This is a genomic window from Streptomyces sp. NPDC059008, assembly GCF_042749045.1.
Lineage (GTDB): Bacteria > Actinomycetota > Actinomycetes > Streptomycetales > Streptomycetaceae > Streptomyces.
The window spans coordinates 71,803-86,879 of record NZ_JBHYJC010000024.1 but is presented as its reverse complement, the minus strand read 5'-3'; the positions used below and the strand labels follow the sequence as shown (position 1 = coordinate 86,879).

Sequence of the window (15,077 nt, the reverse complement as noted above, 5' to 3'; positions counted from 1 at the left end):
AGGCCAATGCGCCGATTGCGTCTTTTACTCGTCGGACACAAGGTGTTGGCGATCAGGCAACACCGGTCGGCAAGGCTTGTGTGCATGACTGAAGCATCCTCTGCCCATTCCTCCCGCCGCCATCACTGGCGCCGGGAGGTCGTCGAGCTGGCGGCCCTGTTCACGGCCGTCGCGGTGGCCGACGCCGTCGCCAACACCGTCGCGCACGGCCCGTCGGGCCCGGTGCTGCTGTGCGCCGCGGCGGTCGCCCTGATCGCCACGGCCGGCTTCCACGTCTGGTGGACACGACGCCACGAAAGCGCCTCGCCACCAACCGATACCGGCGCCACGGCGCCGTCCCCCGCCGATCCGGCCGCTCGGGCCGGCGGCGAGGGGACGACGCTGTGGCGGATGCGGACCACGGTCCGTGACGAGCCGGGCAGCCTGGCCGCGCTGTGCACGGCCCTGGCCGCGCGGCGGGTGGACATCCTCAGCCTGCAGACCCACCCGCTGTCCGCGGGCACGGTCGACGAGTTCCTGCTGCGCGCGCCCGCCTCACTGGCTCCCGGCGAGCTGACCCGTACGGTGGCCGGCGCGGGCGGCGCCCACAGCTGGCTGGAGCGGGCCGATGCGCACGACCTCGTCGACGCGCCGACCCGGATGCTGGGCCTGGCCACCCGTACGGCCCTCGACTCCGCCGAACTTCCCCTGGCGCTCCGGCAGTTGCTGGGGCGCTGCACGATCCACTCGGTCCCCGCGCGCTCACTGACCGGTCAGCCGCTCGCCGAGCAGGTGCCCGCGGAAGGCGTTCTGGAGGAGCACGTGATGAAGTTCCGCGACCCCTCCGGGGGCTCGCTCACCATCGAAAGGCCGCAGTTGCCGTTCACCCCCACCGAGTTCGCGCGGGTCCGCGCGCTGGTCGAGCTGGACACCAGACTCGGCCAGCGGGTGCCGCGGCGGCGCGATGTGCTGACCCTGCCGGAGGGCAACGAGATAACGGTCCGCCGTGCCGACACCTCCGATCTGGTCGCGGCGCGCGAGATGCACGACCGCTGCTCGACGCGGACGCTCGGGCTGCGCTACCACGGTCCGGTCGGTGACGCGGACCGCTACCTCGGGCATCTGCTGAGCCCGCGGTTCGGCCGCACCCTGGCCGTCGAGACCGCGTCCGGTCGGCTGGTGGCGCTGGGCCATCTGCTGTGGGACGGCGACGAGACCGAGGTCGCGCTGCTGGTCGAGGACGACTGGCAGCAGCGCGGAGTGGGTGGCGAACTGCTGCGGCGGCTGGTGGCGATGGCGGCCGAGACCGGCTGCGAGAGCGTCTACGCGATCACCCAGGCGTCCAACACGGGAATGGTGGCGGCGATGCGCGGCCTCGGGCTGCCGCTGGACTACCAGATCGAGGAGGGCACGCTGGTGATCACCGCCCGTCCGGCGGGGATGCCGGCCCGGCGGGAGTCCCACGAGAGCGTCCGCGTCCAGGACGGCACCGGCCGCCGCTGAGCGGGCGGGGCCGTGATCCAGCGGCCGGCCGGGCGTGGCGGCGCCCGGTCGGCCGCGTCGCACGGCGACGGCGACGTAGACCGTACGGCACCAGCGCCGTAGGCCGTATGGCAATGGCGCCGTAAAGCGACAGGAACGTCCGGCCTATTGATGGTGACGGGGCGGGGTGATCCGTACGAGGATGGCCAGCATGTCCCACACCACTACTTCCGAGGGCGGGCCGCTGCCCCGCCAGGTCGCCGACGCCTACGTCGACGCCCTCGTCGACCTGGACCCGATCACCGGCACCTACCTCGGGATCCCCGAGAGCTCCGGCAAGCTCCCCGACTTCTCGCCGACGGGCCAGGAAGCGGTGGCCCAGCTCGCCCGTACGACGCTGGAGAGGCTCACCGAGGCCGAGGCCCGGCCGGGCGCGGACAGCCCCGACGAGCGGATCTGCGCACGACTGCTGCGCGAGCGGCTGACCGCCGAGCTGGCGGTGCACGAGGCGGGCGAGGGCCTGCGCACGGTCAGCAACCTCAGCTCGCCGCTGCACCACGTGCGGGAGGTCTTCACGCTCACCCCCACCGAGACCGAGGAGCACTGGGCGGCGATCGCGCAACGGCTGCGCGCCGTGCCCGCCGCGCTGGAGGGCTACCGCGCCGCGCTCGACGCCGGCCGCAAGCGCGACCTGCCCGCGGGCCCGCTCCAAGTCACCACGGTCATCGGACAGTTGGACGAGTGGATCGGCACCGACCGCAGCTGGTTCGCCGAGTTCACCGACCCGGGCCCGGACGCCCTGCGGACCGAGCTGACCGAGGCCGCCGAGGTGGCCACCGGCGCCCTGGTGGAGCTGCGCGACTGGTTCCGGGACAGCTACGCCCCGGCCATCGCGGGCGCACCGGACGTGGTGGGCCGCGAGCGCTACGCCCGCCTCGCCCGCTACTACAACGGCGCCGACCTCGACGCGGACGAGGCGTACGCGTACGGCTGGTCCGAATTCCACCGGCTGCTCACCGAGATGGAGGCCGAGGCGGAGAAGGTGCTGCCCGGTGCGAAGACGCCGTGGGAGGCGCTGGCCTGGTGCGATGAGCACGGCGAGGCGATCGAGGGGGTCGAGGAGACCCGGCAGTGGCTGCAGTCGCTGATGGACGAGGCCATCGAGTCGCTGGACGGCACCCACTTCGAACTGGCCGAGCGGGTGCGCCGGGTGGAGTCGCGGATCGCCCCGCCCGGCAGTGCCGCCGCCCCCTACTACACCCAGCCGTCGCTGGACTTCTCCCGCCCCGGCCGTACGTGGCTGCCGACGATGGGCGAGACCCGCTTCCCGGCCTACGACCTGGTCTCGACCTGGTACCACGAGGGAGTGCCGGGCCATCACCTCCAGCTGGCGCAGTGGGTCCACGTCGCCGAGCGGCTCTCGCGCTACCAGACGACGGTGGGCATCGTCAGCGCCAACGCCGAGGGCTGGGCGCTGTACGCCGAGCGCCTCATGGACGAGCTGGGCTTCCTGACGAACGCCGAGCGGCGGCTGGGCTATCTGGACGCACAGATGATGCGCGCCGTCCGCGTCATCATCGACATCGGCATGCACCTGGAACTGGAGATCCCGGCGGACTCCCCCTTCCACCCGGGCGAGCGCTGGACGCCGCAGCTGGCGCACGAGTTCTTCGCACGCCACTCCAGCCGCCCGGCGGACTTCGTCGAGAGCGAGATCATCCGCTACCAGGGCATGGCCGGTCAGGCCATCGGCTACAAGCTCGGCGAGCGGGTCTGGCTGCAGGGCCGGGAGGCGGCCCGCGCCCGGCACGGCGCGGACTTCGACCTCAAGGCCTGGCACATGGCCGCGCTGTCGCAGGGCTCGCTCGGCCTGGACGATCTGCTGAGCGAGCTGTCAGCGCTCTGACCAGTGCTTCTGGGGCCGGTGGCCGGCCGGCACCGCACGGTGTTGTGGCCGGCCGCCGCCGTCCGTAGGGTCCGCTGACATGACAGTGGACCTCGCGGCGGACCGGCCGCTCCTGGTGTTCTCCGGCGGTCCTCCCCCGTGCCTCAAGGGCACGGGAGGTGCCCCCATCGCCCGCGGCCGCACCGATCCGCACTTCGCGGCCGAGGCCGCCGCGGCGCGGTCGGCGGGCGCGGCGATCGCGGTGCTCGATCACGAGGCGCTGCTCGCCGGGGACACCGAAGCGGCGGTGTCCCGGGTGCCATGTGATGCCGGTCCGGTCTGGTACCGCGGCTGGATGCTGCCGGCCGAGCGCTACACCGAGTTGGCGGCGGCGCTCGCCGCCCGCGGCTGCCCCCTGCTGACCTCGCCCGCCGCCTACCGCACCGCCCATGAACTCCCCGGCTGGTACGGCACGTTCCGCGCGCTCACCCCGCACAGCGCCTGGCTCCCCTGCGCCCCCGGCCGCCCACCGGAGCGCGCGGCGCTGGCCTCGCTCGCCGAACCGTTCACCGCGCCGGGCCGGGGCCGTCCGCTCGTCGTCAAGGACTGGGTCAAGTCCCGTAAGCACGAGTGGGAGGAGGCGGCCTACGTTCCGGACGCGGCCGACACCGAGCGGCTGGTGGCGGTCGTCGGCCGTTTCGTCGCGCTCCAGGAGGAGTTCCTGACCGGCGGGGTGGTGCTGCGGGCCTTCGAGGACTACGCGCGGGAGGTGGGGGAGGCACGAGTGTGGTGGGTGGACGGCGAGCCGGTGCTGACCGGCCCGCACCCCGACACGCCGGGGCTGCGCCCCGTGCCCGATCTCTCCCAGGTGGCCCCGGCCGTAAGGGAGTTGGGCGCCCGCTTCGTCACCACGGATCTGGCCCTCCGCGCAGACGGCGTGTGGCGGGTGGTGGAGGTCGGCGACGGCCAGGTCAGCGGGCTGCCGGCGGGCGGGGACCACCGTCCGCTGTTCGAGGCGCTGGTCACGACGGGCGCCGGCTACCCCCTGCGGCTCACGGCGGGCCGGGTGACGCTGCGCGCGCTGCTGCCGGCCACGGCGGCCCGGGTGGCGGACGGCGAACCGGCGGGCTTCGACTGGATCGACACCGCCCCGCCCGCGACCACCTCGGGCGGCGCGCAGATCGCGGTACGGGCCGCCGCCATCGGTGGCTACCGTCCCGGCTGGGGCGTCTTCGTCCTCACCGACACGGCGAGCGGCACGGCGCTCGGCAGCATCGGATTCCACGGCCCGCCGGACGACACCGGCTTCGTGGAGATCGGCTACGACCTCTCCCCGTCCGCACGCGGCGCCGGCTGGGCGACCGAAGCGGCCCGGCTGCTGGCCGGCTGGGCGGCCGCCCGGCCCGAGGTACGGACGGTGTGCGCCCTGACCGAGCCGGACAACACCCCCTCGCAACGCGTGCTGGAGCGCGCCGGCTTCCGGTTCGTCGGGGAGCGGGAGGGACTGCGCGCCTACGAGATCGACGCCTCCGCCGACGACCCCCCGGCCGCTGTCCACGCCTGAAGTCGCCCTCGGAGTTGCGGGCCCCTCCCCGGTGGCTCAGGCCGCCTTCGGGAAAAGGCGGCAGGGCAGGCGCTCGGGGGCGTGGGAGGCGGCAGGGGTGCGTTCCGAGGCAGGGGGAGCTCAGCAGCCGCAGTCCTCCGCCCCGACCGGGGCCGTCAGCGGGTCGGCCGGGCGGCGTTCCGTGCCCTGCCAGGTCTCGACCTCGTACCCCTCGCGGATCCAGTACTCGATGCCGCCGAGCATCTCCTTGACGCGGTAGCCGAGCCGGGCCAGCGCCAGCGCGGCGCGGGTGGCGCCGTCGCATCCGGGGCCCCAGCAGTACACGACGACCGGGACCGCCGGGTCCAGCAGCCGACCCGCGTCCTCGGCGATCCGGGCGGTGGGCAGATGTACCGCGCCGGGGACGTGCCCCTGGTCCCAGGCCGCGGTGCTGCGGGAGTCGACGACGGCGAAATCGGCGGCGCCGGCCCCGAGTGCGGCATGGACGTCGGCGACGTCGGTGTGGAAGGCGAGGCGGGCGGCGAAGTACGCGGCGGCGTCGGCGGGCGCGGCCGGCGGGGTGGCGAGTACGGCACTGGCGGGCTGCGGCTTCTGTGTGATCATGACCGATAATCTATGGTTCACCTCGCTGGCCGAGAAGCGATGATCACCGGCAAAACCCTTGATCTGCCGGTGATTCCACTGCTAGACAGCCCGGATGACCGGTTATTCCCCTGACGCCACCGACTGGCGCATCCTCGACGTCCTGCAGCACAACGGCCGCGCGGGCTACGCCGAGCTGGCCCGCGCCGTGAGCATGTCCGCCAGCGCGGTCACCGAACGGGTCCGCCGCCTGGAGGAGGCCGGGGTGATCTCGGGTTACGCGGCGGTGATCGACCCGGAGCGGATCGGGCTGCCGGTCCTGGCCTTCGTCCGGCTGCGGTATCCGAACGGCAACTACAAGCCGTTCCACGATCTGCTGGAGACCACGCCCGAGATCCTGGAGGCGCACCACGTCACGGGCGACGACTGCTTCGTCCTCAAGGTCGCCGCCCGCTCGATGCGGCACCTGGAGGAGGTGTCCGGCCGGATCGGGGCGCTCGGCTCGGTGACGACCAGCGTCGTGTACTCCTCACCGCTCCCCCGCCGCCCGGTCAGCCAGTAGCGGGCGGCCCGCCGCGGTCCGGTACGGGCCGGCTCAGCCGGGCACCCGGTGCCGGACCGTGGAGCCCGACCGGGCCTTGACGACCTCCAGCTGGGCCGGGATGCGGGTCTTGAGGTCCGCGACGTGGCTGACGATGCCGACGCTGCGGTCGCGTTCGCGCAGCGAGTCCAGGACGTCCAGCACCTCGTCGAGGGTCTGCTCGTCCAGGCTGCCGAAGCCCTCGTCGATGAAGAGGGTGTCCAGCCGGGTGCCGCCGGCCTCGTCGGTGACGACGTCGGCGAGGCCGAGGGCCAGGGCGAGCGAGGCGAAGAAGGTCTCACCGCCGGAGAGGCTGGCGGTGTCGCGCTCATGGCCGGTCCAGGCGTCGATGACGTGCAGCCCGAGGCCGGAGCGCCGCGCCCCGCCGGCTCGTTCGTCGGAGTGGACGAGGGTGTAGCGGCCGGCCGACATCCGGTGCAGCCGCGCGCTGGCGGCGGCCGCGACCTGTTCGAGCCGTGCGGCCAGGACGTACGACTCCAGGCGCATCCGGCGTTCGTTCTCGGCGGAGGTGCCCGAGGCGAGCGCCGCGAGCCGGGCGATGCGGTCGTGGTCGGCGCGCAGCGGGGCCAGCCCGCGGGCGTCGGCCTCGGCGCGGGCGGAGAGCCGGTCGAGTTCGGCGCAGCGTTCCCGGGCCGTCGCCAGGGCCGTCGAGGCGGTGCGCAGCCGCGCGGCGGCGTCCTGGTGCGCGGCGTGGGCGGCGTCCGGGTCGGCGGGCGGCAGCTCGGCGGCGGCGCGGGCCTCGGGGTCCGCCAGCTCGGCCTCCACGGCGGCCGCTTCGCGCTGCCAGTCGTCGAGCCGCTGCTGCAGCATGCGCCATTCCTCGTCCCGCAGCAGCGCGTCGGCGGCGGCCTGCGGGGTGTCGAATCCGGCCCGGAAGGCGGCGTCCGACGCGCCGGCATCGGCCTCCTTGAGCCGCTCGGCGCAGGAGTGCGCCGTGCTGGAGGCCTCCGCCGCGGCGGCGAGCAGCGCGACCTGCCGCTCCAGCCGCCCGGCCCGCTCGGTGACGCTCGCGCACTCGCCCCGCGCCCGGGTCAGCTCCGTGTCGAGGGCGGCCCGCTCGCGCTCCAGCGCCTCACGGTGGGAGGTACGGGCGGCGGCCCGGCGCTCGGCCTGCTGCTGCTCGGCCCGGCGCCGCTCGTACTCCCGCTCGGCGCGTCCGAGCGCCTCGCGGGCGGCGTGCAGGTCGGCGCCGCGGGCATGGTCGCGGGCGTGCTCGGCACGCAACTCCTCGGCGTGTGCGGCCAGTTCGGCGGTGGGGGTGTCGCCCGCCGCGGCGGTCGCGGCGGCCAGTGCCTCGTTGACGGACCGGCCGTGCGCCTCCGCCCGCTGTCGGGCGTCCTCGGCCCGGCGGTGGGCCGCCAGCGCGGCCTCCTCGGCCGCCCGGTCGACATGGCCGGCGCCGGCCCGGGCCGGCCGCGGGTGCTCGGTCGCGCCGCACACCGCGCACGCCCGGCCCTCGCTCAGCTGCTCCGCGAGCTCGGCGGCGATTCCGCGCAGCCGCCGGTCCTTGAGGTCGAGCCAGTGCTCATGGGCGGCCGCGGACCGCTCCCTGGCGGCGAGCAGCTCCTTGTCCGCGGCGTCTGCTTCGTCGCGGAGCCGGTCGCGTCGACGGGCCGCGGCGAGTCGTTCGGCGGCCGGTTCGATGCGGGCGGCGAGCTGTTCGGCCCGGGTCGCGGCCTCCTGCGCGGTCTCGATGCGCTGCTGGTGGGCGCGCCGGGCACCGTCCCACGCGGCGAGCCATTCGGCGGCGTCCAGCAGTGTCTGCTCGTCGGCGCGCGCCTCACGGTCGAGGGCGGCCCGCTCCCGGACGATGTCCGCGGCCCGGCGCTCGGCCCGCCGGGCCGCCGCGAGGGCCCCCAGCTCCTCCCGCGACGTCCGTTCCAGCGCGGCGAGTTGGTCGAAGCCGGCGTCCGCGAGGTCGGGCGGCAGCGGGGCCCGGCGCTCGCGCTCGGCGCGCTGTGCCGCGTCCAGCTCGCGCCAGGCGGCGTCGCGCAGGGCGAGCGCGGGCGCGACCTCGGCGGCCGCGCGGGCCCGCGCCAGCCGGTCGCGGGTGTGCCGGCGCTCGTCGGCGTACGCGTCGAGCCGGTCGGCCCGGCGCCGGGCATCGGCGTACCGCTGCTGGAGCCGGTCGCACTCGCGGGCCTGAACCAGCCGCCCGGCCGCCGACTGCTCCGCGGCCTCGGCGGCGCCGGCCGCGGCCTGGGCGACGGCCAGCCGCTCCCGTGCGCCCACCCGGGCGACGGCGGCCCTGACCAGCACCGCGTCCGCGAATCCCGGGTCCCCGGGGCCGGGTGCGGCCGACTCCTGCGCGGCCTCGGCGGTACGGGTCGCGGCGGCCGGCCGGCTCCGCCCACCGCGCCGGGCGGCACCCGTCTGCCCCGGTACGGCCGCGGTCGCCGCCGGCGCCCGGCCCTGCGCCGGCACCGGCAGCACGGCCAGGTCGGCGAGCCCGGTCAGCTCGGTGAGGTCGGCGCTCTCCCCGGCCGCCTGCGCCATCCGGTGCGCCAGCGCCAGCAGTCGCTCGTCGCCGGCCGCGACCTGGTCGGCGGCGCTCTTGCGGCGGGCGTTGAGCTGGTCCTCCAGCGCGGCGAAGCGCCGGGTGTCGAAGAGCCGCCCCAGCAGCCGCGCCCGGGCCTCGGCGTCGGCCCGCAGGAAGCGCGCGAAGTCCCCCTGCGGCAGCAGCACGACCTGGCAGAACTGCTCCTTGCTCATACCGAGCAGCTGCCCGATCTCCTCGCCGATCTCCTGGTGCGAGCGGCTCAGCGCCTTCCACTGCCCCTCGGCGCCGGTGCCGGCGGGCACGAACTCCCGCAGCCGGCTCTGCGCCTTCTCCTTCGTCGTGCCGCTGCCCCGCTTCTTGGGGCGGGGCTGTTCGGGCAGCCGGGTGATCTCCAACCGCCGTTCGCCCACGGTCAGTTCGAGGGTGACCTCGGTGAGGGTCGGCGGGTCCGCCAGATCGCTGCGCAGCGCCTGGCCGCTGTGCCGCGCCCCGGGCACCGAGCCGTACAGCGCGAAGCACACCGCGTCCAGGACCGAGGTCTTGCCCGCGCCCGTCGGCCCGTGCAGCAGGAACAGGCCGTCGCGGGTGAGCCGGTCGAAGTCGATGGTCTGGGTGCCGCCGAACGGCCCGAAGGCGGTGACGGTGAGCCGGTGCAGCCTCATCGGGCCACCTCGGCCGCCACGTCGTCGACGCGCACCTCGTCGATCGCCGAGCGCAGTTCGGCCCGCTCGTGCTCGTCGGCGGCGCGGCCGGACCGTACGTGCTCCACGAAGTCCTCGGCGATCTCCTGGTCGCTGCGGCCGCGTAGCCGCTGCGCGTAGGACGCCAGGGAGCGGGCGGGCCCCTCGTCGGGGTCGAAGACCAGGCTGACGAGGTGCCCGAAGCGCTTGGTGAGACGGGCCATCGGCTCGTGCGGGCGGGCGGAGTCGGTGAGCGTGGCCTCCACCCAGGAGTCCTCGTGCCTGGCCAGCGCCGGGTCGTCCAGCAGCTGCTCCAGGGGTCCGCGGATACGGGCCAGCGGGCGGGGGACCGGGGCCTCCACCCGCTCCGCGCGCACGGCGCCGTCCGCGTCGAGGTCGACGAGCCAGGACGACTTGCGGTGGTCGGCCTCGGAGAAGGAGTAGGCGAGCGGCGATCCGGAGTAGCGGACCCGTTCGGTGAGGGTCTGGCAGCCGTGCAGATGGCCGAGCGCGGCGTAGTCGACGCCGTCGAAGACCGCCGCGGGCACCGAGGCGACCCCGCCGACGGTGATGTCGCGCTCGCTGTCGCTGACCGTGCCGCCGGTGACGAAGGCGTGCGCGAGGACCACCGAGCGGGTCCCGGCGGGGCGGTCCGCCAGATCGGCCCGGACCCGGTCCATGGCCGCGCCGAGCACCGCCGCGTGGTCGGCCCGCGGCGCACCGAGGGCGTCGCGCACCATGGCGGGTTCCAGGTAGGGCAGTCCGTAGAGCGCCACCGGGCCGTGCGCGTCGGTGAGGACCACGGGCGTGCCGCAGCCCGCCGGATCGGTCCGCAGATGGATGCCGGCCCGCTCCATCAGTCCGGCGCCGACGCCCAGGCGGCGGGCGGAGTCGTGGTTGCCGGAGATCATGACCGTGGGGACGCCGAGGTCCGCGAGCCGGTGCAGCGCCTCGTCGAAGAGCTCGACGGCGGCCAGCGGCGGCACGGCCCGGTCGTAGACGTCGCCCGCGACCAGTACCGCTTCGATCTCCCGGGCCCGCACCGTCTCGACGAGGTGGTCGAGGAAGGCGCGCTGGGCACCGAGCAGGTTCACGCGGTGGAAGGACCGCCCCAGGTGCCAGTCGGAGGTGTGCAGAAATCTCAACGAGCCGCTCCGACCTGCACGTTTTCCCTCCGTAGGCTTCGCTTGCGCACCAAGTCGGCACGAGTCTACGTGGCGGCGCGGCCCGCCGTGGGCCGCTGCGGGCACTGGGGCCCGGCACCGGCCCCGTTCTCGCGCCCGCGGCTCAGGACGCCGCCGCGGTGAGGGGCTGCTCGGTCCACAGGACCTTCCCGCCGGTGGTGTAGCGGGTGCCCCAGCGCTCGGTGAACTGGGAGATCAGGAAGAGTCCGCGGCCGCCCTCGTCGGTCGTGCGGGGGTGGCGCAGGTACGGTGAGGTGCTGCTCCCGTCGGACACCTCGCAGATCAGCGACTGGCCCAGGATCAGCCGCAGCTGGATCGGGCCGGTCGCGTAGCGGATCGCGTTGGTGACCAGCTCGCTGACCACCAGTTCCGTGGTGAAGGCCAGCTCCTCGAGGCCCCACAGTGCCAGCTGCCCGGCGGCATCGGCACGGGCCTCGGCGACGATCGCGGGGTCGGCGGGCAGGTCCCAGGAGGCGCAACGGTCCTCGTCCAGTGCGCGGGTCTCGGCCAGCAGCAGCGCCACGTCGTCCTGGGGCTGTGTGGAGACCAGCCCGTCGATGACGTGGGCGCAGAGCCCGTCGAGCGTCAGGCCCGGTGCGGCGAGGGCGCGTTGCAGGCGCTCCTTGCCGCCGTGCCCGCCGAGGCCGGAGGCGGAACCGGACAGCAGGCCGTCGGTGTACAGCGCGAGGACACTGCCCTCGGGCACCGCCAGCTCGAAGGATTCGAAGGGCAGGCCGCCGACGCCCAGTCGGGGGCCCACGGGCAGCTCGACGAAGGCGACGGTGCGGTCGGGGGCGACCACGGCGGGCGCGGGGTGCCCTGCGCTGGCCATGGTGCAGGTGCGGCCGACCGGGTCGTAGACGGCGTACAGGCAGCTGCTGCCGCGTGTCCCGGGGCCCGGTCGGCTGTCCTTCTCCTCCCGCACGACCCGGCCGACCACGTCGTCGAGGTGGGCCAGCAGCTCCTCGGGGCGCAGGTCGAGGGCGGCGAGCGTCTGTACGGCGGTGCGCAGCCGGCCCATGGTCGCGACGGCGTCGATGCCATGGCCCGTCACATCGCCGACCACGAGAGCCACCCGGGCACCGGACAGTGCGATGACGTCGAACCAGTCGCCCCCCACGTCGCCCAGCTCGTTCGCCGGACGGTACGCGGAGGCCACGCGTACCGCGTCCTGCTCGGGGGAGCTCTGCGGCAGCAGGCTGCGCTGGAGGGCGAGCGCCGCCTCGCGCTCCCGGGTGTAGCGGCGGGCGTTGTCCATGCACACCGCGGCCCGCGCGACGAACTCCTCGGCCAGGCGCAGATCGTCCTCGGTGAAGGACTCGTCGCCCTGGCTGCGGAAGAAGGTGGCGACGCCCATGGTGATGCCGCGGGCGCGGATCGGGACCACCATCGAGGTGTGCAGCCCCAGGTCCGTGCGGTGCGGATGGCGTCCGCCCGGGGGCTCGGCCGCCCAGTGCGGGGCGAGCGGGTCCAGTCGCTCCGCCCGCCACGATCCGCCGCCGGCCAGACAGCGGACGGGCGGCGACCAGGCGTGGTAGCTGACCAGGCCGCCGGTCTCGGGGGCGGCGCCGGGCGCGCCGTCGCGCAGCGACCGCAGCCCGCCCCGGCGCAGCGGCACCATGTCCGCGTCGCTGAGCGGTCCGGGCAGCGGTTCCTCACCCCTGACCACGGAGTCCAGCAGGTCCACGGCGACGAGGTCGGCCAGCTCCGGCACCGCCACGTCCGCCAGGTCCTGCGCGGTCTGCAGGACGTCCAACGTGCGCCCGATGTACTCGCCGGCCCGGTCCAGCAGGGCCATCTGCCGCCGCGAGCGGTAGCGCTCGGTGACGTCGATGACCGTGTAGCACACGCCCAACGGCCGGCCGTCGGGGTCGTCCAGGCGGACGAAGGACATGGTCTGGGCGCGCTCGTGGTACGGGTCGGAGACCACGCGGCCGCTGTGCTCGTAGCCGGTCACGGGGATGCCGCTGCGCAGCACGCGCCGCATCTGCGCCTCCAGCGCCTCCGCGTCCAGGCCGGGCTGGATCTCGCCCAGCCGCCGCCCGATGCGCTTGGGCGCGGGCGCGCCGCCGAACTGCTCCAGGGCCGTGTTGGACCAGACGTAGCGCAGATCGGTGTCCACGATGGCCATGCCCACCGGCGACTCGGTCACGATCCGCTCCAGCACCGGCCGGCTCCGCTCCCAGCCCGGCACCGCAGGTGCGTCGGCCGCCAGGACCAGCCAGTGCCCGCGCCCGGCGCCGTCCGTCACCGGCACCACCTGCACCTGGACGGCGACGCGGTGGCCGCCGGTGCGCCGCGCCGACACCAGCCCTGACCAGCCGCCCCGTGTCCGGGAGTCCGCGGCGAGGACGGGCAGCCGCGCCGCGTCGTCGGGGGCGAGCAGCTCGCCGACGGGGCGGCCGACGGTGTCGTCGGCGCGGTGCCCGAGCAGTCGTTCGGCCGCCGTGGGCCAGCTCTCGATCCTGCCGTGCGCGTCGAGCAGCAGCACGGCGGCGTCCGCAACGTCGAAGGCCGCCTGCCGTCCGGTAGGGCCGTCCGCCGGGCCGCCGGCCTTGTCCGCTGCCATGTCCGCTTCCGTCCCTGTCGGCTGTGTTACGTACCGTATCGCTCGGATTCACTCGTTTCTGCCATTATTTGACCAATCAAGCGCAGTATGCGTCCGATAGCGCGCAGTCGGTCGCACCCGGCCGTCCACCAGGTCGTCGAGGGGCGGAGCCCGGAAGCCCGCACGGGCCGAGGGCGCTCTTCACGAGACGGCGAGCTTCTCCGCTCGGGCCCGGGGGCCGACGGCCCAACGGCCCGGCCACGATGTGCCGTTGTCCTGTCCGCCTGTGTCCGCCGAGGTCCGCCGCCGCAACCGGGCGTGCGCGCGGGGCGGGCCGGCGGTTCAGCCGGGCGCCCCGACCGTGCCCTCGGTGCCCGCGGCGGCTCCCCCGGCCCCCTCCCCTTGCGTCCCGTCGGCACCCGGACGCGTGCCGTGCAGGTACTCCTCGGTGATCCGCTTCGGCCCGAACGGCCACTCCTTCTCGTGGCGGGCCCACAGCAGGAAGGCCACGCCCCCCGCCGCGACCCATGCCAGGGACCATTCGACGGGGTGCCTGCCGGGCGAGTTCTCGTCCGCGTAGCCGTAGATCACCAGCCAGCCGACCAGCGCCACGACGCTCGGCAGCGGGTAGAGCCACATCCGGTACGGGCGGCGCAGCCCGGGCTGGCGGCGGCGCAGCACCGTGACCGCGGCGACCTGGGCCAGCGACTGCACGATCACCATGACGGTGGTCAGCAGTTGGATGACCGTGGCCAGGTCGGTGTGCCGCCCGATGAGGAACCCCGCCGCCATCAGGGCTCCCATGGTGAGCAGCCCCAGTACGGGGAAGCGGTGGCGCGGGTGGAGCCTGCCGTACGGGCGGAAGAAGACCCGGTCGCGGGCGGCGTCGCAGGGAACCCGGGAGCCGCCGAGGAGCCCGGTGACCACGGAGGCGACCGCGGTGATCAGGATGAGCACGGTGACCGTGTCGGCCGCTCCCCTGCCCCACGCCTTCTCCAGCACGGCCGAGGCCACCGACGACGACGCCGTGGAGTGCGGATCGAGCATGTCCCGCCAGTCCACGACACCCAGGGTGCCGATCTGCAGCAGCAGGTAGATCGCCATGATGCCGAGGATCGAGGTGATGACCGCGCGCGGGATGGTGCGGCCGGGCTGCCGGATCTCGGCGCCCATGTACGCGATGGTGTTGTAGCCGAGGTAGTCGTAGATGCCGATGGTCAACCCGGCCGCGAAGCCGACCCAGAAGTGACCGGACGTCAGCTCGACGGCGTGCGCGGGGTAGCCGAAGGCGCGCTCGGGGCTGAAGTGGGTGAAGGCGGCGACGACGACCAGGGTGACGGAGGCGATCATCACCGTCCACAGCACGACGGTGAGCCTGGCGACGTTCTCCACCCGCCGCCACAGCAGCGCGACGACGCCCGCCGTGACGACGAGGCCGACCAGGTCGCCCTGCCCCTGGCTCATGCCCGGCCACAGATAGCCGAGGTACTGCACGAAACCGATCACGCCCGTGGACATCCCGAGCGGGATGAACAGCATGGCCGTCCAGACGAACAGAAACGGCATCAGCTTGCCGGTGCGGTACTGGAACGCCTGCCGCAGGTAGACGTAGCTGCCGCCCGCGCCGGGCAGCGAGGCGCCCAGCTCGGCCCAGATGAGCCCGTCCGCGAGCGCCAGCACCGCCCCCGCGAGGAATCCGATGACGGCCTGCGGCCCCCCGAACGCGGCGACCATCAGCGGGATGGTCACGAAGGGGCCGATGCCGCACATCTGGCTCATGTTGATGGCGGTGGCCTGGAACAGGCCGATCCGGCGGACGAATCCCGCGCGCTCGTCGAGGAGTTCAGGCACGGCCCGCCCCTTCTCGTACCGGCCCGCGCACCGGGCCGACGGCCCTTTGCCGCCGCGCCACAGGCTGGCACGATCACCGGGCCGGCGCACCGGTCCGGGCGGTACTTTCCGGGTCCGCCGGCACACCGTCACTCCTGCGCGGCGGGCGGCCGGCAGGCGGGCGGGCGGACCGGCCCGGCCCGGCCCGGACAGGCCGCGGGCGAACCGGCTCGGCCCGGTCC

General features: G+C 74.8%; 9 protein-coding genes. 4 read left to right on the top strand and 5 right to left on the bottom strand.

Annotated features, from left to right (window positions below; genetic code table 11):
• The first annotated feature begins 84 nt into the window (after nucleotides 1–84).
• From ACFWZH_RS25805 to ACFWZH_RS25795, 3 genes are all read left to right on the top strand, one after another.
• Complete coding sequence (locus ACFWZH_RS25805) at nucleotides 85–1,482, top strand: GNAT family N-acetyltransferase (protein ID WP_384435726.1); 1,398 nt, start codon at nucleotides 85–87, stop codon at nucleotides 1,480–1,482.
• A 190-nt stretch (nucleotides 1,483–1,672) separates the two neighbouring features.
• Nucleotides 1,673–3,367, top strand: a complete 1,695-nt coding sequence (locus ACFWZH_RS25800; RefSeq protein WP_384435723.1) for a DUF885 domain-containing protein — start codon at nucleotides 1,673–1,675, stop codon at nucleotides 3,365–3,367.
• Nucleotides 3,368–3,446: 79 nt separating this feature from the next.
• The gene (locus ACFWZH_RS25795) at nucleotides 3,447–4,910 is read left to right on the top strand and encodes a GNAT family N-acetyltransferase (protein WP_384435721.1); all 1,464 of its coding nucleotides are present in this window, start codon (nucleotides 3,447–3,449) and stop codon (nucleotides 4,908–4,910) included.
• A 120-nt stretch (nucleotides 4,911–5,030) separates the two neighbouring features.
• Here ACFWZH_RS25795 and ACFWZH_RS25790 read toward each other — a convergent pair whose 3' ends face one another.
• The gene (locus tag ACFWZH_RS25790; RefSeq protein ID WP_384435720.1) at nucleotides 5,031–5,513 is read right to left on the bottom strand and encodes a rhodanese-like domain-containing protein; all 483 of its coding nucleotides are present in this window, start codon (nucleotides 5,511–5,513) and stop codon (nucleotides 5,031–5,033) included.
• Nucleotides 5,514–5,607: 94 nt separating this feature from the next.
• On the opposite strand from ACFWZH_RS25790, the gene ACFWZH_RS25785 reads away from it, so the two are divergent.
• Nucleotides 5,608–6,054 carry an Lrp/AsnC family transcriptional regulator gene (locus ACFWZH_RS25785; protein WP_384435717.1) on the top strand — a complete coding sequence of 149 codons (447 nt, stop codon included), beginning with the start codon at nucleotides 5,608–5,610 and terminating at the stop codon, nucleotides 6,052–6,054.
• Between the two features lie 33 nt (nucleotides 6,055–6,087).
• Here ACFWZH_RS25785 and ACFWZH_RS25780 read toward each other — a convergent pair whose 3' ends face one another.
• The 4 genes from ACFWZH_RS25780 to ACFWZH_RS25765 form a co-directional block, all read right to left on the bottom strand.
• A complete protein-coding gene (locus ACFWZH_RS25780; RefSeq protein WP_384435714.1) occupies nucleotides 6,088–9,255 on the bottom strand; it encodes an AAA family ATPase in 3,168 nt (1,055 codons plus the stop codon).
• The gene (locus ACFWZH_RS25775; RefSeq protein WP_384435711.1) at nucleotides 9,252–10,418 is read right to left on the bottom strand and encodes an exonuclease SbcCD subunit D; all 1,167 of its coding nucleotides are present in this window, start codon (nucleotides 10,416–10,418) and stop codon (nucleotides 9,252–9,254) included. The genes ACFWZH_RS25780 and ACFWZH_RS25775 overlap by 4 nt, the downstream gene beginning before the upstream one ends.
• Before the next feature lie 142 nt (nucleotides 10,419–10,560).
• Complete coding sequence (locus ACFWZH_RS25770) at nucleotides 10,561–13,026, bottom strand: SpoIIE family protein phosphatase (RefSeq protein ID WP_384435708.1); 2,466 nt, start codon at nucleotides 13,024–13,026, stop codon at nucleotides 10,561–10,563.
• Between the two features lie 321 nt (nucleotides 13,027–13,347).
• On the bottom strand, nucleotides 13,348–14,856 hold the full coding sequence (locus ACFWZH_RS25765) for an APC family permease (RefSeq protein ID WP_384435705.1): 1,509 nt from the start codon (nucleotides 14,854–14,856) through the stop codon (nucleotides 13,348–13,350).
• Nucleotides 14,857–15,077 lie beyond the last annotated feature (221 nt).

What these genes read in the sequence shown, in the direction of transcription:
- ACFWZH_RS25805 (WP_384435726.1), top strand. Translation starts at nt 85, where the DNA reads ATGACTGAAGCATCCTCTGCCCATTCCTCCCGCCGCCATCACTGGCGC.
- ACFWZH_RS25800 (WP_384435723.1), top strand. Translation starts at nt 1,673, where the DNA reads ATGTCCCACACCACTACTTCCGAGGGCGGGCCGCTGCCCCGCCAGGTC.
- ACFWZH_RS25795 (WP_384435721.1), top strand. Translation starts at nt 3,447, where the DNA reads ATGACAGTGGACCTCGCGGCGGACCGGCCGCTCCTGGTGTTCTCCGGC.
- ACFWZH_RS25790 (WP_384435720.1), bottom strand. Translation starts at nt 5,513, where the DNA reads ATGATCACACAGAAGCCGCAGCCCGCCAGTGCCGTACTCGCCACCCCG.
- ACFWZH_RS25785 (WP_384435717.1), top strand. Translation starts at nt 5,608, where the DNA reads ATGACCGGTTATTCCCCTGACGCCACCGACTGGCGCATCCTCGACGTC.
- ACFWZH_RS25780 (WP_384435714.1), bottom strand. Translation starts at nt 9,255, where the DNA reads ATGAGGCTGCACCGGCTCACCGTCACCGCCTTCGGGCCGTTCGGCGGC.
- ACFWZH_RS25770 (WP_384435708.1), bottom strand. Translation starts at nt 13,026, where the DNA reads ATGGCAGCGGACAAGGCCGGCGGCCCGGCGGACGGCCCTACCGGACGG.